Below are 22,447 nucleotides of genomic sequence, written 5' to 3' on the forward strand. Positions count from 1 at the left end.
CAAGCCACAAACTATTTTTTATGACGTCTCAGTGTTGAAGTAACTGTTAAGAATATTAATCCCAATACAGACCATAAACCTGTACTACCACCACTGCTACGTTTTGCATCTGCCTCTGTAGAATTTGAATCATTCAAATCAAGATCGACAATCACTGGATCATGGTCCGATGATCGAAATGCATCAGCATTATAAAATGCACTGATTTGCTCATCGGTTTTATATTCTTCATTGTAGTCCAATGCAGTAGGTTCATCTGCATTGATATGCCATGCAAAAGCACGTTTAACCAGCGGATAGAGACTTGAGTCTGCAATCGCATGATCCAAATTGCCTGCGCCACCATTGCCATTTGCATCACTTGCCACACCAAAAACATAGCTATAAGCCGTTTTCCCTTGTCCAATTTTTTCATCATTGAGCAATGTTTTATAGTTGGCTTTTTCCAATGCCAAAATTGGGTCTTCTTTGGCATAACTATTCATATCACCCACCAATAAATAGTTAGGCTTCTCAACTTTAGTTGGATTGGTTGCGATCCATTGTATTAACTTTTGTACAGCTGTTAAACGTGTTTGATTCCAACACCCCTGCCCATCACCTTGATCTGCATCTGCCAAAGTCTTGTCTTCGGGACAACTTCCTTTAGATTTCAAATGATTTGGTACAATAGTAAAGATTTTTCCACCTGATAAAGCTTGGAAACTTTGCGCCATTGTGACCCGATTTTTCTGAGTTAAATCATCATAAACTACAGCTGCACCTACAGATTTTACTCGCTTGCTGTTATAGATAATCGCTACAGCAATCACATCTGTTCCTAATTTTGCAGTATTTGGTGGAATAACATATTTCCAATCTGCACCTAAAGCTTTGGTTAAGTAAGCAACTGCACTATTTTCAGCATAACCATTATTTGCAATTTCCATCAAGGCAAAGACATCAGCATCGATGGTTTTAAGCGCATTCACCGTTTTTAAATGCTGACGATTAAACTCTGAAACAGTATTGGCACCACGGTCAGGTTTGACCCCAATTAAAGGCGAATTGTCATAATTGAGCACATTAAATGCAGCTACACGGGTTTGTTTTGTTTCTTTTGTAATGACAGTTGATTGACGTAGATTGGTATCGCTTACAAGCTCTGGTGTCTTATTTGGAATGGGTTGAATACGCCATGCATTGAAGCGGTATTCTAAAATCCCTTCTACATTTTTCAGTTGATAGCCTGTTCTTAAGGTATTTAATGCATTAAAACTTTGCGGCAACCACGGCGTTCTATTTTGATTGTTATAACCATCATCTAAAATAATTTTTGACAATAGATTCTGTTTTGCCAAATTGACCGCTTCAACTGACTTGGCAGGATATAAATTCGTTGGAATATATAGGCGTCCTAAACTGAGCGATAATTCTCCAAAACGTCCATAATTGTAGTTTTCACTGACTGTTAAGGTTTGCGGTATTTTTACCAACATACCTTGGTAACGCTTAGGTGCATGACCTTTTACATCGGTTAAGCTTGAGAATGGTAATTGCAGTGGCGTTGCACTCACAAGACTTGCAGCTTGCATATTACAGGTTTGAATATTACTGCTCAGCTGATCAATTTGTAATTGGTTTTGGTAGGTTGTTAAACGCCCTTTAAGAATGACTTCCTCACCAACTTTCCCACCAGTGACAGTGCTTCCAGCAGGTAAATAAACAAAGATTGCATTACTTAAATCTGCTTTGGCTTTGCTGTCAGGTGTTTGAATATATAAACCCGAAAAACCATTTTCATAACGATAATCTGCGGTAATGACACCTCTAATCACATATTGTTGATCCTGCGCTGCTGTTGGTAAGTCGGCGATAGGTGTATCCACAGTGCTACAACTGACTGAAGTTAATGGCGGAAGCGTTGTTGCATCAGTCAAATATTGATTGAATGCATTGCGCTCTGACCATTTAGACCACTCATTGTCTAAATCAAATGAAGCAGACAGATCGATTGAGGTCACATCATTTTTGCTTTTAATTCTGCTTAGGCTATTTTGATAACTGGTGATCGCTGTCCCCCAACCGTTATTTGTAGGTTTTTCTCCAACTCTACCAAAACGGTCAATTGACGTACCTTTGTATAACAGCACCAAAGTATCATCACCATTGAAAGATAAACCCGCAACTTGATTCACTTTATTACCAATCTCTGCTTGAAGTTCTGAACGACCCACAACAAATTTAGCCTTACTGGACAATGAACCTTGTAAAGTTACAGAAAAACTTTTACTGGTTGATCCATTACTAAATTGTTGAATTTCATAATCAGATAAATTGACAGCATTACCATCAGGATTATAAATCTCCAAGCCCTTACGGTTTGCTGTACCATCAATATATTGACTAAACATCAACTGTGCATAGCTTGAAAATGAACAACCCAATAACGCTAAGCTTAGGCATAAAGAATGTGGTTTTAATATTTTCATAATTTTTTTAACGTTTGTTGAAATTTAAAGCAGATTAATTTTTATTAATGACAGCATGGTGAATATTTTATGACAATTTAACATTTATACATCATAGATTCAATTTATCTAAAGATTGGATAAAAAATTTGACTTGCCTCAATCAGGTCTTACAATACGCCTTTTAGATTTTTAGTATTGCCAAAACGATGTCAAACGATCAAATTGAAGCACAACAAGTTGTAGATTTAGATAATTTACAAGAACACCGTGAAATTGTGACATTTATGCGCAGGTCTGCTCCGCTAAATACATCACAACGTACTGCGCTTGAACAGCATCGTGATTTAATTTTGGAATACCCTGTTGCTGATTTACGTCAACATTTTGAACACCCTGAACGCCCACTGACGGTTGAAATTGGCTTTGGTATGGGCCGTTCATTGGTGCTTATGGCAAAGGCTAACCCTGAACGTAACTTTGTTGGTATTGAAGTGCATGTTCCGGGTATTGCTCAATGTGTGTATGAAGCTGGTATGGCTGAAGTCAAAAACTTACGTGTTTTAGATGCAGATGCGATTCAAGTACTTCGTGAAATGCCTGACAATAGTATCAACACTATTCAATTGTACTTCCCTGATCCATGGCAAAAGAAACGTCACTTCAAACGTCGTTTTGTTTCACATGACCGTATGCCTTTGGTTGAAGAAAAGTTGGAAATCGGTGGAACTTTCCATGCTGCAACAGATTGGGAACCGTATGCTGAGTGGATGCTTGACGTTTTGGATAATCGTCCACGTCTAGAAAACTTAGCAGGTAAAGGCAATAGTTATCCACGTCCTGAATGGCGTCCTCAGACTAAATTTGAACGTCGTGGAATAGAATCGGGTCACAAGATCAATGACTTTATTTTTAAGAAAATAAATTAACCCAACGATTTGAGTTTCAACATTACGCAAAAGCTGCAACATAGGTTGCAGCTTTTTTATAAGCTAAATCATCATAAAATCAAAAAACTTCCCGAATCTCGACACTTGGATCATATTCATCTAAACGTTTTGCCAAAATATGTAAATGTCGTGTCGGCACAGCGGGAAATAAATGATGCTCCACATGGTAAAACATGTTGTAAGTCACGACGCGTTTAAATTCATTACGGACTGTCCGAGCCATATAAACATGATCTTCTGTATCGTGATGTACTGTCCAAACAGCAAAAAAAGCGGTCATGCATTGACCGATGAGCATGACGATAAAATGATATTTTAAAACAGTAACATCGAAGAACATAAAAACGGCGATTAAAACAATAATATTGGCAAATAACTCAGCGATCATCCATTTGCGTTGAGTTGCTGTACCCACCTCAAAAGCTTTTTTATGCAACATCACAGGGAAAATTGGCCCAAACAGTAAGGCTTGCCACCATTTCATTCTTGCACTTTTGGCTTCTACATCTTCATCTTGCATACAATGTTGATGATGGCGCAAGTGATTAATCTGCACTGCATGCATTGAACCCAACATTAAAATACTTAAAATAAACATTGCCCAATGCGTATTTTCTCGACTGATCCCTAAGGCAAAATGAAATGCATTATGAACTTGGCGTAGCCCAGTTAAAAAGAACATGAAGGAACAAAAGAGCGCTGGAACATACCAAGTCTGCTGAGCAAAAAACAATGATAACAATAACCAAGGAAGTGAAATAAGCAGTTCCGACCAAACATCTTTTGGGTTCAGTTGAACCAAATCCTTCCAATCAACTTCTTTTAATAATCTTTGATGAATATTCATTTTATCGTTAATTATTTAATTTTGAACCCGTTCAATATATAAACAACAATCTCAATATTCAAGCTGTTTTAAATTTTGTCGGTGATCAAACTCGATTTTGATTTACCCAATAAATGATGCAATCTACGCTATTAAGATGATTGCCTCGTTTGAATACCTTGGCTCAATATCTCATACACTTGTTTTAAATCCTGTCGTCCTGCATTTTCTAGCATATTCATATGCATATTGAGGATATTCTGATCACCACGCATCGCAGGGCCTGTTTGCATTGCTTTAGGATTATTTTGTGTCGCTTTACTGGCTGTTTCTAAAATTAAAGGATACAGCAAACTAAAATCGACCTGTTCAGCATCGACCACCTGCTTTGCCATGTCATAACAATAATTACTGAAATTACAAGCAAATACCGCAGCCAAATGTAAACTTAAACGTTGCGCAGAATTGTAGGTATAAACGCAATTGCTTAGGCTATTTGCAAGTGCAGTTAATATTTGCAAATCCTCTACTTGTGTTGCTTCTACAAATAACGGCGTATTCGACCAATCAATGTCACGTTCCAAACTAAACGTCTGCAAAGGATAAAATACACCTGAGCGTGCATGCTGTTGACTCAGTACATCCAAGTGAGTACTTCCTGAAGTATGTACAATCAGCACATTTTCAAGATAGGGACTAGTCTTTTGAATGACGTCTGCAATTGCTTGATCACTCACAGCAATGATGAGTAAATCAATATGATTGTCAAATTGTGAATAATTTTGAATGGCTTGCGCATGGCATTGTTCAGCCAGTTCTTGTGCATGTACGATATCACGACTAAAAATTTGTATGATTTGATGCTGTTTTGATAGTTGCTTAGCGAGGTGATGAGCGACACGGCCTGAGCCAATAAAACTGATACGCATATTCAATCTAAATACTCATCGAGCTTAATGACTTTACAGCATGCCAATAAAAAGCACATGAATCAACGTGTTCCAAAATATACTTTTTATAAATCACTCAAAATAGATCGAAAGGATATAAATCCTTGATTCACATTTAATCTGAATCAAATCATTTATCGAATAAATAAACTAAACATGCAAATTAAAAAAGCCCTTAATCGATTAAGGGCTTTCTCTCTATAGAAAATTATTTATTGTTTTTTCTCAATACCTTCTTCAGAGACTTCACGGGTAATACCTGTTTCAGTATTGGTCACTTCAAATTCAATACGTCTATTTTTAAATTGCCCTTCTTTGGTTGCATTATTCGCTACTGGATTTTCTTGTCCAAAACCTTGCGCCAATAATTTGTCTGGAGAAACACCCTTACTCATTAAATAATCTGCAACAGCTTGTGCGCGTTTTTGTGATAAGACTTTATTGGCATCTGCATTACCCACTGAATCTGTATAGCCTTTAATGAGTAACTGTACATTTGGTAAATGATTCATGAGTGCCGCAGCTTGATCGAGAATCGGTTTATTCACATCTGGAATTGAATTTGAACCACTCGCAAAATTGATGATTTGCATGTTCAATGCTGTCGCGATATCTAATGCACGTGCTTTACTTGGGTCAATCCCTTGCAATGCCTGTTTCGCTTGATCAATACTAGATGAAACCGCCTCACTTTCACTTAATGGTTGTTGCACCACAACATTGATATCTTTGACTAAGGGTTTAATCTTTTCAGCCAACGCTTGTAATGTTGCTTGATCTGCGCCTTGTAACAAAATTTCATTCCCTGTCCAAGTCAAAGAAGCATTTGGAATACCTTTCACTAGTTTCAACACACTCACCAAAGAGTTTTGATCAATTAATTCAGCATTGAACGTTTGGCTTGAATCGATACCACAACCGACGCTATGACTAAAAATTTGTTTTACTTCATTCTGTAAAGCTGTCGTGAATTCTTCATTTCCAATTTTGGCTGAGCATGTTACAAGTCCACCTTGCGGGTCTGTGGTAATTTGAAAATGTGCAGGTTGCTGAGCAGTTGCAGTCGCCTGATTAAGCGGTGCGGTTGCATTATCATCATTTTTACAGCTTCTTAATAATAAAAAAGCCAAAAGGATTAAAATTAATAAAGCAATCAAGGCGGTTAGAAAAAGATTTGATTTTTTAGGCTCTGATTCACTTGTCACTTGATGATTTGATGAAGGCTCTGGTGGTGCAGGTGCGGCAACAATAGGTTCTACAGGTGGTGTAGGAATAATCGTTTCAACCGCAGGTGCAGCTTGAGCTTGCGAAGCAAAACCTAAGCCCGCAACACTAAGACCAATTGCCGAAAACAACCCTGACGCCCATGCTGGCAATGCCGCTTCAATATTTGACCATTGCGATTTAATTAAATCAAAGATTACGATTTTATCATCTGTACCTGCTTGATCTTCAAGTAAAAATAGCGTCGGTGAAATAGCATGATTTAAAGTTTTTTCAATTTCATTCGGTGGGGCATCACCACCAACCAATCCTAAAAAATCACTAACTGACTCTGAATTATGATTAAACACATCGCTTAAACGTGGATTCAAACTTTGCTGCAATGTACTTATTAATTCAGGTTTAGATTTGAGTACCGTGAGTAAAATAGGATAAAAAGCAGCAAGCGCACCTATTTTCTCGTCTTGAAACTGGTTATCACCCTGTAATAATTTTGATGTCACTTTTTCTTTTAACAGCTCAATAATATTCATAATACTGAACACTCCTGTGTCATTGTTGTTTTGTAATAATAGAATCAGTTATTGACCGTTTTTATTCTAGTTATTAAGTAATCAGATTTATAATAGTTTTTTGTAGTTAAAACATATTCTCAACACGACATAAAATAATGTATAAAAAAGCCAGCCGAAGCTGACTTAAATCGATAAAAATATACAATCAAAATTAAGCAATAAAAGTTTGAATCACTTTACCACGAACTTTTTGATTAATTAACGGCGTATTTTTACCCTGAGAAATAATACTTTCTTTAGAAACAATCCATTCTAATTCAGGATCAACCAATATCCATCCAGACTCTTGACACCAACGATCTACCATATTGGCAACTTTTGCAGGAGCAAGGGTCACTTTTTCAACCCATTCCAAAGGCTCAAAAACACCTTCATTGACCAACTGCACACCAAATGGGACATAAGTATCAAATGCGGTCATTCCAGGTAATGTTTCTGCAAATGGCGCAAGTTTTGCTGAACTGCTTAAAGGCTCATGGTGCGTACAAATTGAGTCAATCACACCATCTTTTACACCTTGACGTAATAACGCTTTATCCTTTTCAGCACGTAGCGGCGGGCGCACATGTGCTAAAGAATTAAAACCATCAATCAACTGATCGGTAAGATGTAACTGATGCATTGCAACATCTGCTGTTACAGCCAAACCTTTCTCTTTGGCAATTTTAATCAGTTCGACAGATGCACCTGCTGAAATAAGTCCAAAATGTGCTTTGACACCCGTCATTTCAACCATCAACAGATATTTAGCAATGGCAATGGTTTCTGCAATTGCAGGGATCATCGGCAAGCCTTGACGTGATGCAACAAAACCTTCATGCACACAACCATCTTTAGCAATCTGAGGTTCTTCTGGATAGAACACAACAGTCATGTCTAAACCTGCTGCATATTCCAATGTGCGAATCACCACATCGTCATTTTCAAAAGACGCATAGGCATTTGAAACAGCCGTACAACCACCCTTTTTCAAACCTGCCATATTTGCAGGTTGTTTACCATTTAAACCCTGTGTTTGCGCACCAATCACCTGTAAATAGATACCACCATCGAGCATGGCTTTTTCAACAAGCCCATGGATCAAAGCACCATTGTCTTGCACGATTGGTTTTGAATCTGGTGGTGTAATAACATGTAAAATACCATTATCACGCGCAGCTTTACCTTCAGACTTTAATGTTCCATGTTGTTGTTGTCCCGGCTCACGCAAACGGGCGCACAAATCAACCATGGTTGGCATTAACCATTTGCCTTGACCATTCACCGTTTCAGTTACGGCATCTGAAGCAGCAACGATCTTCCCATTTTCAATATAAACTGTTTCTACGCTGTCAGTTTTTTTGATCGGATCTAAGACACGTACATTTTCAATTTTTACAATACTCATGACTTTATCTCTCACCTTAAACTGCAATCGCTTCTAACAAACCTTTTTCTTGTAACTGACCTTGCATTGATAATGCTAATACAGCCATACGCACAGCAATACCATTGGTCACTTGCTGAAGAATCACCGACTGTGGCCCATCTGCAATACTTGAATCAATTTCTACACCACGATTCATTGGCCCCGGATGCATCACGATACAATCTGGTTTTGCCATTGCCAAACGTTCTTTGTTTAAGCCATACATTTTGTAAAATTCAGCTTGAGAAGAAAGTGCTGGGGAATCTATACGCTCATTTTGAATACGTAAGGTAATAATCACATCACAGTCTTGAATGCCTTGTTCCATATGATTAAACAAGCGCACGCCTTCACCAAACTCGCTAAAACCCAACGGTAAGAGTGTATTTGGCGCAATCACACGAATATCTTTGCATCCTAAAGTTTGCAACGCAGCAATATCAGAGCGTGCCACACGTGAATGTTTAATATCACCGATAATGGCAACGCTCATGTCTTCAAATTTTTTCTTGGTTTCACGGCGAATGGTGAGCATATCCAACATGGCTTGGGTTGGATGCGCATGACGTCCATCGCCTGCATTGATGATTGCAACATGCGGGCAAACAGTTTGAGCAATAAAATGCGCCGCTCCAGATGAAGAGTGACGCACCACAAAAATATCTGCGGCCATCGCTTCAAGGTTCCAAAGCGTATCACGCAATGTTTCCCCTTTTGAGGTGCTTGAACGGGCAATATCAATATTTAAAACATTGGCTGATAGACGTTTGGCTGCGGCCTCAAAAGTTGTTCTGGTACGTGTAGAATTTTCAAAGAACAAATTCATCACTGTACGACCTTCTAAAAGGTTATTGGTAATGAGTTGATTTTGGTCATTAAAAAAGGACTGTGCAGTGTCCAATATTTTTGTAAGTGTTTGTTTGGAAAGACCTTCGATGGTGAGGAAATGTTTTAAATGTCCATCTTGGTTGAGTTGAATCTGACTCGGAGTATGCAATGCCGCCAAGTGCATGAGAGATTCCTTACATGTTAAGTTAAGGTATTATACAGATTTTATTTTTCTTTGGCAGATGAAGATTTAGACAAATAATCATTATTTTAATACTATGAAATAAGTCATTTATATTCAATCCATTAGATTTATTTTAAAATTTATGAATGCCTAATAGAACAATGAAGCATACTCCATAGATGATCGTGCAATACACCTAAAAAATATTGCATCTATACCAATGCTATCCATTGGTTTGATGATTTTAAATACCTTATATTGCTCTAAATTACAGAAATCTAGAGCTGTATAAGAATTAACATTTATCTCAATGCACCAATATAGTGATGTGAAACTTGCGCACGGTAAATTTCTTCCTCAGTTGCACCAGAAACATATTCTTCTTCATCTTGAGTGGCTTGCATTGTTCTTACCGATTCTACAGGTATTTCAGGTTCTTCCTGATCGAGTAAATGCTGTAAGCGTAAAGCATGTCTTTTTAATTCAATGTCTTGGGTTTGCAAAGACATATCGACAACATACTGGGCATAGCTTTTATTTTCGACCAAATACATCACATCAATCACACGCCCTGCGACACGTCTTAAGCGTGCTAAAATCAATGTCGCAATTGAAAAAGCTTCTGAATGTGCTTCAAAACCATTAGGAGATACTGTTTGCATAAAAACCCCAAATAAATTAAGTTAAATTTCAATTAAAAAAAACAAATCAATTTACGAACCAACACGGTAAGCTAATAAGCAAATTGCATACCAAAAAGTAAAAACAAACAAATTTTCAAAATAATATTTATATAAATTTTATATACTTATTAGTTTTATTTAAAATACTGGATCATTCAAAAACTCATTAAGCTATTCAAGGTTATTTTCATATCTAGGATATAAACAGATTTTACTTACTGCTTTTAATGTGACTTATTGTGTATTCTAAAGGATATAACAGGTTTCATTACACGTATTGTAACGGCTCAATTTCAGCTGAATGTTTTCAATCCTCTCTAAAATTAAGCTGAATTCTCCAAAAAATTCCTATTCCTTGATCAAACCTCAAGTTTTCGTCATCAAAATACGTTAAAATATTAGATTGCTTTACAGTCTTTGGAAATTGTTCATGAATTCGAAACCACGTCTTTCTACATATTGGGTCACCTGTGCGGATGGACTAGAAACCTTACTACAAGAAGAAATTGAAGGTTTAGGTATTCAAAATATCGAACGATTCCCCGGAAGACTCGTTTTTAAAGGCAAATTAGAAGATGCTTATCGCATATGTATGTGGTCTCGTCTTGCATCACGTGTGCTTACACCGATTCATGTACATGAGCTTGATTTTACTCACGATGCTCGTGATGTCGCCGAAGAGCTATATGAAGGTGCGATCAACTTTGATTGGTCTCTTATTTTTGCACCACAAAGTACGTTTGCAATCCGCTTGCATGTAGAACGTGATATTAAGGTCAATACGCAATTCGCCACTTTACGTGTAAAAGATGGTGTGGTTGATTCATTTATGGAAGCTGTGGGTAAACGCCCAAGCATTGACATTAAACAACCTGAAATCACTTTATATGTCCTTGCAGGTAAAACAGAACATACTTACTGTTTAGATTTATCAGGTGACTCATTACATAAACGTGGCTATCGCCGTTTTATGACAGATGCACCGATCAAAGAAAACCTTGCTGCTGCCATTTTGCAAAAAGCCAAGTTAAAACAACGTCATCCCGATATTATTTTAGATCCAATGTGTGGTTCTGGTACATTCATCATTGAATCCCTCATGATTCTAACCGATCGCGCACCGGGTCTGGTTCGTCGCTTTGGTTTTAATGGTTGGAATGGGCATGACCATGAGTTATGGATGTCGATCAAAGCTGAAGCCGCTGATCGCCATCAAAAAGCTCTAGAAGGCGAATTACCTAAATTTTATGCTTATGATGCAGATTGGGAAGCCGTTAAAGCCACAAAACAAAACATTATCGCCGCTGGTTTTGAACAACAACTTGATCAAATTCAAATTGAAGAACGTACTCTAGCAGATTGGCCAGATTTTCAAGCTGAAGGTAAAACTTCGTTTATCGTCACCAACCCGCCTTATGGTGAGCGTTTAGGTGAGAAAGCTTCGAATCGTGCTTTATATCTTGGTTTGTCTGCCCTTTTACAAAAGAATTTTCCAAATCAATATGCTGCGGTGATTGCAGCGGCTGTTGAGCAAGCTGACGTTTTAGCCTTGAATAACCCACAAATTTTACGTTTGATGAATGGTAAATTACCTATTTACATTCGTTTCGGCGATATTAAACCTGCGACTGTGGTGAAGCCATTCCTTGAAACATGGCAACCTCAACAATTTGAAAAAATTGAAGGTGCAGAAGACTTTACCAATCGTTTGCAGAAAAATATGCAAGCTTTGAAAAAATGGGCTGTAAAAGAAAATATCTATTGCTTACGTCTTTATGATGCTGATTTACCAGATTTTAATGTTGCAGTTGACTTGTATGGTGATCGTTTACACGTACAAGAATACGCTCCACCAAAAACCATTGATCCTGAAAAAGCAAAAAAACGCTTTAACCTTGCTTTATCCTCTATCCGAGCAGTGACAGGTTTAGGTCGTGATGCGATTTTCATCAAAACACGTGCTCGCCAAGAAGGCAAAACTCAATATACCAAACAAAGCACCGCTTCTAAACGCTTTATCGTTCAAGAAGGTAAAGCAAAAATACTGGTCAATTTAACAGATTATTTAGATACCGGCTTATTCTTAGATCATCGTCAAATGCGTTTACGTATCGCTGCTGAAGCAAAGGGTAAGCATTTCTTGAATTTGTATAGTTATACATCTACTGCAAGTTTACATGCCGCTTTAGGTGGTGCTGCAAGTACAACCAGTGTTGATTTATCCAATACTTATTTGAATTGGTCTAAAGAAAACTTTGTTTTAAATGGTTTAACTGTAGACCATGCAGATGAACAACATCAATTCTTCTCAAGTGATTGTTTTGAATGGTTAAAAGAAGGTCATGAACAATATGACATGATCTTTATTGACCCGCCTACATTCTCTAACTCTAAAAAGTTTTATGGTACCTTTGACGTGCAACGTGACCACAATTCACTATTAAAACGTGCCATGAACCGCTTAACCACTGAGGGTACATTGTATTTCTCAAATAACTACCGTGGTTTTGAAATGGATGAAGAAGTTCAAGCCATGTATGACGTTCAAGAAATTACCAATGAAACGATTGGGCTAGATTTCAAACGCAATACCAAAATCCATAGAGCATGGAAAATTAAACACCACCCTGTTTAATGTCCTACAAAGCCAACACCGTCAATTTCATGACCGATATAGATCGTAACGCGATCATCGGTTGTGATTCTGACGTCATGGCGTTGGTATGGGTTATAACCAATCTCTATAAACTTATATTTTTCATAAGGTTTTAGATATTTATCTGTTGCTTTATTTGAATTTGGATCTTTTTTCTGCCATTCATAATCCGTCAATACTGTAGAATAAATTTCATCCTTTTTGGCTTTGTCTGATTGTTGCTTAGCAATTTGTTGCTGCACTTTATTTTGTTCTTCTATTGGTTGTTGCAAGTCTTGTTTAACTGCACTAATAATAATCGGTGATAGTTTAGCCATGCCATCCGCCTGATTAGACAAACTATCATCATCTAGTTTGCTTTTCGCATGTGCTTGCGATACCCCTAATGCAAGTAACATTACCCATATAACTTTTAAATAATCAGACTGTTCCATATTATTGATCAACATGATCTACTTTCCTTTTTTTATTATTCCTGTACAAAAAAGTACCAATTTTTATCAGCTGTTGCAATAAATTGCTGAAAAACCCGATAATAGGTAAATTTATTATTTAAATTTTACTACACAATGTATCTATAATTCACTACAAAACAGTTCGAAATGTTCTATTCACGTTTAAGTCTTAATATCGCAACATGCTCAATCCGATCTCTGCTGTAATCAAGGTCATACCTCGCTCTACTCACTTAAATATGAAACACAAAAAAACCTAGCCGAAGCTAGGTTTTCTAATTAAGTCATGAATTAACTTAATTTTAATTTTCCAAAGTTCAAATGACCATCCTCAGCACTAATCAAAATGGTGTCTCCTACAATAAAGTCACCTGCTAAGATCTTTTGCGCCAATGGATTTTCAATCTGTTGTTGGATTGCACGTTTTAATGGGCGCGCACCGTAAACAGGATCAAAACCAGCATCGATCAAAATATCAAAGGCTTGATCATCAACTTTCAAACCAATATCACGATCATTTAAGCGTGAGCGTAAACGATCCAATTGAATATCAGCAATGCCACGAATTTGTGATTTTTTCAACGAATGGAAAACCACCAATTCATCAATACGGTTAATAAACTCTGGACGGAAATGTTGAGATACAGCATTCATCACTGTTGCACGAACGTCTTCATCACTCGCACCTTCACCCAACTCACGTACATCATTTGAGCCTAAGTTTGACGTCATCACAATCACCGTATTCTTAAAGTCAATCACTCGACCTTGTGAATCCGTTAAACGACCATCATCCAAGACTTGCAGTAAGATGTTAAATACATCTGGATGTGCTTTTTCAACTTCATCAAATAACACCACGCTATACGGTTTACGGCGCACGGCTTCAGTTAACACACCACCTTCTTCATAACCCACATAGCCCGGAGGCGCACCCACTAAACGGCTAACTGAATGTTTTTCCATAAATTCAGACATGTCGATACGAATCATCGCATCATCACTGTCGAATAAGAAATTCGCCAAAGCTTTGGTTAACTCAGTTTTACCTACACCTGTCGGCCCAAGGAATAAGAATGAACCACTTGGACGGTTTGGATCAGATAATCCTGCACGTGAACGACGCACTGCATTGGAAACTGCAACCACGGCTTCGTCTTGCCCAACCACACGATTGTGTAAAAACTCTTCCATATGTAAAAGTTTTTCACGTTCACCTTGCAACATTTTCGTTACAGGAATACCTGTTGCCGCACTGACCACTTCCGCAATTTCATTTTCAGTGACTTTGGTACGAATCAATTTAGGTTCTTCATTCGTTTCAGCCACTTCTTCTTCATTCAAGCGTTTTTGTAACTCTGGAATGATGCCGTATTGCAAACGACTCGCTTCAGCTAAATCACCTTCACGTTGTGCTTTTTCAAACGCTGTACGCGCTTTATCTAACTCAACCTGTGCTTGATTGGTGCCATCAACTAAGCGTTTTTCTGCAATCCACACTTCCTCCAAATCGCTATATTCTTTTTGCACTTCTTCAATTTGTTTCTCAAGATGTGCAACCTCGGCTTTACTCACAGAGTCCGCGTCTTTTTTAACCGCTTCCAACTGCATTTTCAATTGGATTAAACGACGATCTAAACGGTCTAATGGCTCAGGTTTTGAGTCAATTTCCATTTTGATCCGTGATGCAGCTTCATCAATTAGGTCAATGGCTTTATCAGGCAATTGACGGTCTGTGATATAACGATGTGACATTTTCGCAGCAGCAATAATCGCTGAGTCTAAAATTTGCACACCATGATGCGTTGCATATTTATCTTTTAAACCACGAAGAATCGCAATGGTATCTTCTACACTAGGCTCATCCACCAATACTTTTTGGAAACGACGTTCCAAAGCAGCATCTTTTTCAATGAACTGACGGTATTCATCTAAAGTCGTTGCACCTACACAACGTAACTCACCACGTGCCAATGCAGGTTTCAACATATTCCCTGCATCCATTGCACCATCGCCTTTACCAGCACCGACAAGGGTATGTAATTCGTCAATAAATAGGATGATTTCACCATCATATTTTGCCAAATCTTTCAGCACTGCTTTTAAACGTTCTTCAAACTCACCACGGTATTTTGCACCTGCCAGTAATGAACCTAAGTCAAGTGATAAAACACGTTTACCTTTCAGACTCTCTGGCACTTCACCATTGACAATACGTTGTGCTAAACCTTCAACAATCGCGGTTTTCCCCACACCCGGTTCACCAATTAACACTGGGTTATTTTTAGTACGACGTGATAAGACTTGGATCGTGCGACGGATTTCTTCATCACGACCAATCACTGGATCAAGTTTGCCTGACAATGCACGTTCGGTCAGGTCAATGGTGTATTTATTTAACGAATCACGTTGATCTTCATGGTTATTTGCCATAACTTGTTCGCCACCTCGAATGTTTTCAATTGCTTTGCGTAGTTTGTCAGTCGTTACACCTACGCTACTTAATAATGTCTTGGTTGTACCTGTTTCAGCTAAAGCCAATATCACCCAGTCGGTTGATAAAAACTCATCTCCTGCTTTTTGTGCAAAACTATCTGCCAAATTTAAAGCACGCACGGCTTCAGGATTAAGGTTGATATCCCCTGTTGGATTACTCAACGTTGCTGCATTATTTAATGCTTGTTGCAGTTTATTTTTTAACTCAGGTAAGTTCGCACCTGATTGTTGTAATAAACTTAAATTAGAGGGTTCTTCTAATAATGCAGATAGGATATGAATACCCTCAATTGCAGTATGGTCTTTACCCATCGCTAAAGATTGAGCATCTGATAAAGCTTGCTGTAGGCGGTTCGTAAATTTTTCAAATCGCATTCTTGTTATTCCTCACAACAAATTCTGTACTTGAACAATAAATGGGAACACTTTTTTTAATTTCAATGATAATATTAAATTATTTTTATATTTTTCAAAAACTTAATTGACTTTAATGGAGACGAAAATCAGTTATAACATGGGGGCTGATCTATTCTTTTTCAAGCCAGTGATTCTGAAAAATAAGAGATTTAATGTTATCCTTTTCAAGTTGTTTATTTATACTTAGAGTAAGCAAATTAGAAATATTTTAGAATAAGAACAATGTTGAATTTAGGTAACTTTTTGATCAATTTCGCTCGAGTTCAATTGATCAGCACATTAATTTAAAAATATGTGAATCGTGTCATCTTATATGAAGCTTGTAGGTGATTTCACGATTCTAAGCATTTTTATCTACCTTTTATACCTGCGACTTCGTTGCAGAACTTTGAGAAACGGCACTGTTTGGTGCAATACTTTGAGTAATCCAAACATTTCCACCAATCACAGCGCCATGCCCAATCGTAATACGTCCAAGAATAGTCGCCCCTGCATAAATCACCACATTATCCTCAACGATAGGATGACGTGCATATTCCTTTTGCAAACGTCCTGACTCATCCACTTCAAAACGTTTCGCCCCTAAAGTGACCGCTTGATAAATGCGTACATTTTTACCAATCACACATGTTTCTCCAATCACAACACCTGTTCCATGATCGATAAAAAAGCCTTGTTCAATTTGAGCGCCGGGATGGATGTCTATACCTGTTTTAGAATGTGCAATTTCCGCAATTAAACGTGCTAATAAAGAGAGATCTTTTTTATAAAATTCATGTGCAATCCGATGATAAATAATTGCAAAAATCCCCGGATAGCACAGCAAAACCTCATCCACACTACGTGCCGCAGGATCGCCATCATAGGCAGCGATTACATCGGTATCTAAAAGACGGCGTAATTCTGGCAATTTTTGTGCAAATTCACTGACCATGCTTTGTGCAAGCACCTCAATCACATCGGCATTTTCATGATGTTTTTTGTATTTATAATCATAGGTTAAATTCAGTTTGACCTGCTCTTGCAAAGCATATAATGTTTTTTCAAGCGTATGCGCAATATAGAAATTTTCACTTTGTTGACGCAAATCAGGTGGCCCCAAACGCATTGGAAATAGAATACCGCACAAGTCATTCATGATTTTTTGAATTTCTTCTTTCGACGGTAATTCTCTCCCGCCAAAATCTTTGAGACTTTTTTGTCGTGTACGCCACTCATGACGTGCTTGCTGTAATTCTGCGACGATATTTTGAATATTCCACTGGGTCATTGGTTTGCCTGCGTTTTAATTCTTTATTCAATTCTGCTCTCTAAATCTTATTTTATTCGCACAGATTTAGATAAACATTGTTTGTATATCCATATCTCAAATTTGGATTTAGCTTTTTAAAACCATTTTAAAATCGTCATTTAAAACAACAATAGACGAGCCTACTCCAGTCTAAACAAAATTCCGCCTCTTTCCAAAAATAAGAATATGCAATGCAATTTTTATTCATTTTCAATATATAAATAATCATTATATTTAATATCAACTTCTCAAATATATTATTTCAAATTCAGAAAAGCTTTTCCAAGAATTTGATTAAGGTGTGTCACATGAATAGCGTAACTCAAATTAATTTTATCCAATTGGATGACGGCAAAATCAAACAAATCTTTGAACAAGCCAAACAACGCGTTGAAGACCATTATCTCGAATTTACAGGTACTGTTTTACCGCATGAGGCATGGGCATTATTTCAAACTGGACATGCAGCCATCGTAGATGTGCGTACCAATGAAGAACGCAAATTTGTCGGCTATGTAGAAGATACCATTCACATTCCATGGGCGACTGGAACTGCTTTAAACCGAAATCCACGTTTTGCCAAAGAACTCGAAACTAAAGTTGGTAAAGAGAAAACTATTCTGCTGCTCTGCCGTAGTGGTAAACGCTCAGCTGCTGCTGCCAATGTGGCATTTAATGCAGGTTTTGAACATGTTTATAACATCGATCAAGGCTTTGAAGGAGATCTTGATGAGAATGATCACCGTGGCGTATTCAATGGTTGGCGCTTTCATCAACTGCCGTGGAAACAAGAATAAAGTTTAGGTGTTTCATCACTTAGATCGCGATGTTTAGCGCACAACGCTAAACCTTTCATTTACTCACAATTCAATTTTATAAAACTTCAATGCTATGGAGAGGATCAGTATTGCCGAAAAAACATAAATTTAACTTCAACCTTCTTTCATTTTCATTATTTTAGGATTTGTATAAAAATGGCTAAACACCAAGAAGTCGCTCGACAATCTTTAAGCGATCAAGCTGCTCGTCAGTTAGCGAATGCAACAAAAACCGTTCCTCAGCTGTCTACAATTACACCACGCTGGCTGACACATTTACTGCAATGGACACCTGTTGAAGCAGGGATTTATCGTGTTAACCAAGTGAGCAATACCGATGATATTCAAGTAGCGTGTACACAACGTGATGAAGCCACCCTCCCACAAACTTTTGTAGATTATGAATTAAATCCCAGAGAATACTTTTTAAATGGCGTATCTACGGTCTTAGACATTCATACCCGTGTTTCTGACTTATATAGTAGTCCACATGATCAAATCAAAGAACAATTGCGCTTAACCATTGAAACGATTAAAGAGCGCCAAGAAAGCGAACTAATCAACAATCCTGAATACGGCTTACTTGCCAGTGTTGCAGATCAGCAACGTATTTCAACATTAACAGGTGCACCGACTCCTGATGATTTTGATGATTTACTGCGTAAAGTTTGGAAAGAACCCGGATTCTTCCTTGCACATCCTGATGCGATTGCAGCTTTTGGTCGTGAATGTACCCGTCGTGGTGTTCCGCCACCGACCGTGAGTTTATTTGGTTCTCAGTTCATTACTTGGCGTGGTGTACCCCTTATTCCATCGAATAAAATTCCTGTTGAAGATGGTAAAACCAAAATCATTTTGTTACGTGTCGGAGAAAAACGCCAAGGGGTTGTTGGCTTATTCCAACCGGGGCTTGCAGGTGAGCAAGCGCCGGGCTTATCGGTACGCTTTATGGGAATTAATCGGAATGCCATTGCTTCTTACTTAATTTCTTTATATTGCTCTTTGGCGGTATTAACTGAAGATGCCTTAGCTGTACTTGAAGATGTGGAGGTAGACAAATATCATGACTATCCAACAACATACAAATAATATAAATCCAACCGATTCCGTATCTGCAATTGCAGATGCACCTTTTAGTGAGTCAGTGATGACGCAATTGGCAGCAGCATTTTTCTCTGCTTTGCCAAAACACAATCCTCAAGGGTTTAATTTGGATTTACCTGAACACGCAAACCAAGGCATGAGCCATCCACCTCAGCCTAAAGATCCTGTGGCAGCATTGAGTGGACGTATTCCTGCGATTGTGCAACAAAGCAATCTGAATCCAAACTCGAATCAACCTTATATCGAACCAACAGCAGACCATCCTGAACGTAGAATTTTATCGTCTACGCCAGTGATCGGTGGTGCGCACAATCCAGACCCATCTGCGCTTTTAAACCGTTTACATATTCCATCAAATAGCAGTGCGTTAAAATCTGTAAATCCATTGCATAGCCAAGGTCTTGTACAGAACTCACAAAATACGGCAACAGGATCATCTGACTATTATTTTCTAGATATTGCAAAACCAGACGCTACAGATTTAAGTATTCAAACCACACCATCACCTAACTCTCTGTCTGCTGATGGTTACTTTGACAACTATTTTGATAGCCACTTTAATAACGACCATGTTGATAACTATCATGTCATTCAGGATCATCAGCTCAAAGGCTTACTCAAAGATCGCAATGATAAGCCTGCAACTACAGAATCTGGTTATTACTTTGCAGATCCCTCGAATTTTAACCTGTCGCAACAACATAAAAATGTGCAAATCCCTGCGACTCAACAAAGCTATCAACCGATTGATATTTTGAAAATTCGTAGGGATTTTCCAATCTTACAAGAACGTGTGAATGGTAAACCATTAATCTGGTTGGATAATGCTGCAACAACGCATAAACCACAGGCTGTAATTGACCGCATTTCTTATTTTTATCAACATGAAAATTCGAATATTCATCGTGCTGCACACGAACTTGCTGCACGTGCCAGTGATGCTTATGAACATGCGCGTCATGTTGTCGCTCGTTTTATCGGTGCACCATCCGTTCAAAATATTATCTTTGTACGAGGTACGACCGAAGGGATTAATTTAATTGCAAAATCATGGGGTAAGCAAAATATTGGCAAAGATGATGAAATTATTATTTCGCATCTGGAACACCATGCCAATATTGTTCCATGGTATCAATTATGCCAAGAAACAGGTGCAAAACTGCGGGTCATCCCTGTTGATGATTCAGGGCAAATTCGTATTGATGAATTTATAAAATTACTTAATCCTAGAACCAAACTGGTTTCAATTACCCAAGTTTCAAATGCATTGGGTACGGTCACACCCACTCAGGAAATTATTGCTTTAGCACATGCAGCAGGTGTTCGTGTACTCATCGATGGAGCACAATCGGTTTCACACGTGCCGACCAATGTAGCGACTTTAGATGCAGATTTCTTTGTATTCTCAGGTCACAAAGTTTTTGGTCCAACTGGAATTGGTGCAGTCTATGCAAAATCTGAATTATTAGAAAGCATGCCCGTTTGGGAAGGCGGCGGCAATATGATTCAGGATGTTACTTTTGAAAATGTCATCTACCAAGCTGCCCCGAACAAGTTTGAAGCAGGTACAGGGAATATTGCAGATGCTGTGGGTTTAGGCGCTGCTTTAGAATATGTAGAAAGTATTGGAATCCACAATATTGCACGTTATGAACATGACTTACTTGAATATGGACAACATGCTTTGCAAAGTGTTTCGGGTTTAAAACTGATTGGTACGGCATTAAACAAAGCCAGTGTGATGTCCTTTACCCTCGCTGGTTATGAAACAGAAGAAGTTGGTAAAGTTTTAAATCAATACGGAATCGCTGTACGTACAGGCCATCATTGTGCTCAACCCATCCTGAGACGATTTGGCGTAGAACGTACAGTTCGTCCTTCTTTAGCTTTTTATAATACCACTGAAGAAATTGATATCTTGGTTTCAGTTTTACATCAATTACGCCGCACGAAACCTTTTAAGCCCTGATTTCTAAATACTTGCTTCAAGGATCATCAAATTTCTAAATAGTAGCCTAAAAAACAATCAAAATGATGCATGAATTTTGATGATTTTTCATCCTTTTATTTCTAATTTTGAATGGCTAAATGATCTGAGAATAAACATATCAATCACATAAAAAAGCAAAAAGGCTGAATCCAAATTCAGCCTTTTGTCATTACATCAAAATTACAATATTACCTAAAAATTTTAGCTGATTTAGCCAATACGACGCTTTAAACCTGTCATTTGTAAAACACGAGTAGAAATTTCTTCAATTGACATTTCTGAGACATTCAAGTACTTAATTCCTTCCGAAATATAAATGCCTTCTACGGCACGGAGCTCCATCTGGCACTGACTAAAACTTGCATAACGGCTATTGGCTTTACGTTCCGAACGAATAGCAACAAGGCGTTCAGCATCAATCATTAAGCCAAATAATTTGTGTTTATGTTCTTTAAGTACCGCAGGCAAACGGTTATCGTCTAAGTCTTCTTCGGTTAAAGGATAGTTGGCAACACGAATTCCAAACTGTAATGACAAATAGATCGAGGTCGGCGTTTTGCCTGAACGCGATACGCCAATCAGGATCAAATCTGCTTTGTCATAATGACGTGTTCTTGCCCCATCATCATTGTCTAAAGCGAAATGAACAGCATCAATACGGGCTTTATATGACTCAGAATCGGTCACCGCATGGGTCTGTCCGACTAAAGTTGTAGGCGGTGTACCTAAAACATCAGACAATTTACTAATAAGCCCTTCAAATACATCAAGATTTACTGCATTTGCAGTATTAATAATATCGCGTGCATAAGGGTCAACTAAAGTATCAAACACCAAAGGTTGTTGTCCGTCTTTTTCGGCTCTTTTATTGATTTCTTCGACGACATTCATCGCCGCTTCCTCAGACGTTATATAGGGAATAATATGAATATCAAACTTTACATGAGGAAATTGCGCTAATAATGAATGTCCAAGCGTTTCAGCAGTGATCGCAGTACCATCAGAAATGAAAAAAACGCTCCGCTTTATTTGGTTACTTTCTGACATTAAAATTCTCCTCAAAAATTTGTCTTAGCGATGTATAATCTTTATAGTAACCCCCATCTTACATGACTATCACTTAGTTGAATCAAAATGCTAAG

16 protein-coding genes are annotated in these 22,447 nt (G+C 38.0%); 5 read left to right on the top strand and 11 right to left on the bottom strand.

The genetic code is table 11. The annotated features are described in order from the left end of the window. Nucleotides 1–11: 11 nt before the first annotated feature. Entirely contained in the window at nucleotides 12–2,471 is a 2,460-nt protein-coding gene (locus ACY45D_RS10985) for an ExeM/NucH family extracellular endonuclease (protein WP_463106785.1), read from the bottom strand. A 188-nt stretch (nucleotides 2,472–2,659) separates the two neighbouring features. On the opposite strand from ACY45D_RS10985, the gene trmB reads away from it, so the two are divergent. Next, nucleotides 2,660–3,379: a tRNA (guanosine(46)-N7)-methyltransferase TrmB gene (trmB, locus tag ACY45D_RS10990; protein WP_463106786.1), complete on the top strand. Its 720-nt coding sequence runs from the start codon at nucleotides 2,660–2,662 to the stop codon at nucleotides 3,377–3,379. 79 nt (nucleotides 3,380–3,458) lie between these two features. Here trmB and ACY45D_RS10995 read toward each other — a convergent pair whose 3' ends face one another. The 6 genes from ACY45D_RS10995 to ACY45D_RS11020 form a co-directional block, all read right to left on the bottom strand. Further along, nucleotides 3,459–4,247 carry a fatty acid desaturase family protein gene (locus tag ACY45D_RS10995; protein WP_463106787.1) on the bottom strand — a complete coding sequence of 263 codons (789 nt, stop codon included), beginning with the start codon at nucleotides 4,245–4,247 and terminating at the stop codon, nucleotides 3,459–3,461. 131 nt (nucleotides 4,248–4,378) lie between these two features. Then, on the bottom strand, nucleotides 4,379–5,155 hold the full coding sequence (locus ACY45D_RS11000) for a Rossmann-like and DUF2520 domain-containing protein (RefSeq protein WP_463106788.1): 777 nt from the start codon (nucleotides 5,153–5,155) through the stop codon (nucleotides 4,379–4,381). Between the two features lie 233 nt (nucleotides 5,156–5,388). Continuing rightward, the gene (locus ACY45D_RS11005) at nucleotides 5,389–6,933 is read right to left on the bottom strand and encodes an OmpA family protein (protein WP_463106789.1); all 1,545 of its coding nucleotides are present in this window, start codon (nucleotides 6,931–6,933) and stop codon (nucleotides 5,389–5,391) included. A gap of 193 nt (nucleotides 6,934–7,126) precedes the next feature. Continuing rightward, nucleotides 7,127–8,362, bottom strand: coding sequence for a dihydroorotase (locus ACY45D_RS11010; RefSeq protein WP_463106790.1), 1,236 nt, complete (start codon nucleotides 8,360–8,362; stop codon nucleotides 7,127–7,129). A gap of 16 nt (nucleotides 8,363–8,378) precedes the next feature. Further along, nucleotides 8,379–9,395 carry an aspartate carbamoyltransferase catalytic subunit gene (locus tag ACY45D_RS11015; protein ID WP_463106791.1) on the bottom strand — a complete coding sequence of 339 codons (1,017 nt, stop codon included), beginning with the start codon at nucleotides 9,393–9,395 and terminating at the stop codon, nucleotides 8,379–8,381. A 302-nt stretch (nucleotides 9,396–9,697) separates the two neighbouring features. After that, nucleotides 9,698–10,057: a hypothetical protein gene (locus ACY45D_RS11020; RefSeq protein WP_463106792.1), complete on the bottom strand. Its 360-nt coding sequence runs from the start codon at nucleotides 10,055–10,057 to the stop codon at nucleotides 9,698–9,700. A 451-nt stretch (nucleotides 10,058–10,508) separates the two neighbouring features. Here ACY45D_RS11020 and rlmKL point away from each other — a divergent pair, with 451 nt between their 5' ends. Further along, nucleotides 10,509–12,713 carry a bifunctional 23S rRNA (guanine(2069)-N(7))-methyltransferase RlmK/23S rRNA (guanine(2445)-N(2))-methyltransferase RlmL gene (rlmKL, locus tag ACY45D_RS11025; protein WP_463106793.1) on the top strand — a complete coding sequence of 735 codons (2,205 nt, stop codon included), beginning with the start codon at nucleotides 10,509–10,511 and terminating at the stop codon, nucleotides 12,711–12,713. Here the strand turns inward: rlmKL and ACY45D_RS11030 are convergent. The 3 genes from ACY45D_RS11030 to epsC form a co-directional block, all read right to left on the bottom strand. Next, nucleotides 12,710–13,183, bottom strand: a complete 474-nt coding sequence (locus ACY45D_RS11030; RefSeq protein ID WP_463106794.1) for a hypothetical protein — start codon at nucleotides 13,181–13,183, stop codon at nucleotides 12,710–12,712. The two genes, rlmKL and ACY45D_RS11030, sit on opposite strands and share 4 nt — an antisense overlap. A gap of 297 nt (nucleotides 13,184–13,480) precedes the next feature. Continuing rightward, a complete protein-coding gene (gene clpB, locus ACY45D_RS11035; RefSeq protein ID WP_463106795.1) occupies nucleotides 13,481–16,060 on the bottom strand; it encodes an ATP-dependent chaperone ClpB in 2,580 nt (859 codons plus the stop codon). Between the two features lie 403 nt (nucleotides 16,061–16,463). Then, on the bottom strand, nucleotides 16,464–17,372 hold the full coding sequence (epsC, locus tag ACY45D_RS11040) for a serine O-acetyltransferase EpsC (protein WP_463106796.1): 909 nt from the start codon (nucleotides 17,370–17,372) through the stop codon (nucleotides 16,464–16,466). A gap of 329 nt (nucleotides 17,373–17,701) precedes the next feature. Here epsC and ACY45D_RS11045 point away from each other — a divergent pair, with 329 nt between their 5' ends. The 3 genes from ACY45D_RS11045 to ACY45D_RS11055 all read left to right on the top strand — a co-directional run bounded on the left by ACY45D_RS11045 (nucleotide 17,702) and on the right by ACY45D_RS11055 (nucleotide 21,284). Further along, nucleotides 17,702–18,190, top strand: a complete 489-nt coding sequence (locus ACY45D_RS11045) for a rhodanese-like domain-containing protein (protein WP_463106797.1) — start codon at nucleotides 17,702–17,704, stop codon at nucleotides 18,188–18,190. 177 nt (nucleotides 18,191–18,367) lie between these two features. After that, nucleotides 18,368–19,300: a family 2A encapsulin nanocompartment shell protein gene (locus tag ACY45D_RS11050; protein ID WP_120383806.1), complete on the top strand. Its 933-nt coding sequence runs from the start codon at nucleotides 18,368–18,370 to the stop codon at nucleotides 19,298–19,300. Next, nucleotides 19,275–21,284 carry a family 2A encapsulin nanocompartment cargo protein cysteine desulfurase gene (locus ACY45D_RS11055; RefSeq protein WP_463106798.1) on the top strand — a complete coding sequence of 670 codons (2,010 nt, stop codon included), beginning with the start codon at nucleotides 19,275–19,277 and terminating at the stop codon, nucleotides 21,282–21,284. Before ACY45D_RS11050 ends, ACY45D_RS11055 begins: the two co-directional genes overlap by 26 nt. A 231-nt stretch (nucleotides 21,285–21,515) precedes the next feature. On the opposite strand, the gene ppsR is transcribed toward ACY45D_RS11055, so the two are convergent. Continuing rightward, entirely contained in the window at nucleotides 21,516–22,352 is an 837-nt protein-coding gene (gene ppsR, locus ACY45D_RS11060; RefSeq protein WP_089605552.1) for a posphoenolpyruvate synthetase regulatory kinase/phosphorylase PpsR, read from the bottom strand. Nucleotides 22,353–22,447: the final 95 nt, after the last annotated feature.

This window comes from Acinetobacter sp. BZX-2 (genome assembly GCF_055179795.1).

Coding starts and splice junctions, on each gene's coding strand:
- ACY45D_RS11005 (WP_463106789.1), bottom strand. CDS start 6,933: ATGAATATTATTGAGCTGTTAAAAGAAAAAGTGACATCAAAATTATTA.
- clpB (WP_463106795.1), bottom strand. CDS start 16,060: ATGCGATTTGAAAAATTTACGAACCGCCTACAGCAAGCTTTATCAGAT.
- ACY45D_RS11015 (WP_463106791.1), bottom strand. CDS start 9,395: ATGCACTTGGCGGCATTGCATACTCCGAGTCAGATTCAACTCAACCAA.
- ACY45D_RS10985 (WP_463106785.1), bottom strand. CDS start 2,471: ATGAAAATATTAAAACCACATTCTTTATGCCTAAGCTTAGCGTTATTG.
- rlmKL (WP_463106793.1), top strand. CDS start 10,509: ATGAATTCGAAACCACGTCTTTCTACATATTGGGTCACCTGTGCGGAT.
- ACY45D_RS11010 (WP_463106790.1), bottom strand. CDS start 8,362: ATGAGTATTGTAAAAATTGAAAATGTACGTGTCTTAGATCCGATCAAA.
- ACY45D_RS10995 (WP_463106787.1), bottom strand. CDS start 4,247: ATGAATATTCATCAAAGATTATTAAAAGAAGTTGATTGGAAGGATTTG.
- ACY45D_RS11030 (WP_463106794.1), bottom strand. CDS start 13,183: ATGTTGATCAATAATATGGAACAGTCTGATTATTTAAAAGTTATATGG.
- ACY45D_RS11045 (WP_463106797.1), top strand. CDS start 17,702: ATGAATAGCGTAACTCAAATTAATTTTATCCAATTGGATGACGGCAAA.
- ACY45D_RS11000 (WP_463106788.1), bottom strand. CDS start 5,155: ATGCGTATCAGTTTTATTGGCTCAGGCCGTGTCGCTCATCACCTCGCT.
- trmB (WP_463106786.1), top strand. CDS start 2,660: ATGTCAAACGATCAAATTGAAGCACAACAAGTTGTAGATTTAGATAAT.
- ACY45D_RS11050 (WP_120383806.1), top strand. CDS start 18,368: ATGGCTAAACACCAAGAAGTCGCTCGACAATCTTTAAGCGATCAAGCT.
- epsC (WP_463106796.1), bottom strand. CDS start 17,372: ATGACCCAGTGGAATATTCAAAATATCGTCGCAGAATTACAGCAAGCA.
- ppsR (WP_089605552.1), bottom strand. CDS start 22,352: ATGTCAGAAAGTAACCAAATAAAGCGGAGCGTTTTTTTCATTTCTGAT.
- ACY45D_RS11020 (WP_463106792.1), bottom strand. CDS start 10,057: ATGCAAACAGTATCTCCTAATGGTTTTGAAGCACATTCAGAAGCTTTT.
- ACY45D_RS11055 (WP_463106798.1), top strand. CDS start 19,275: ATGACTATCCAACAACATACAAATAATATAAATCCAACCGATTCCGTA.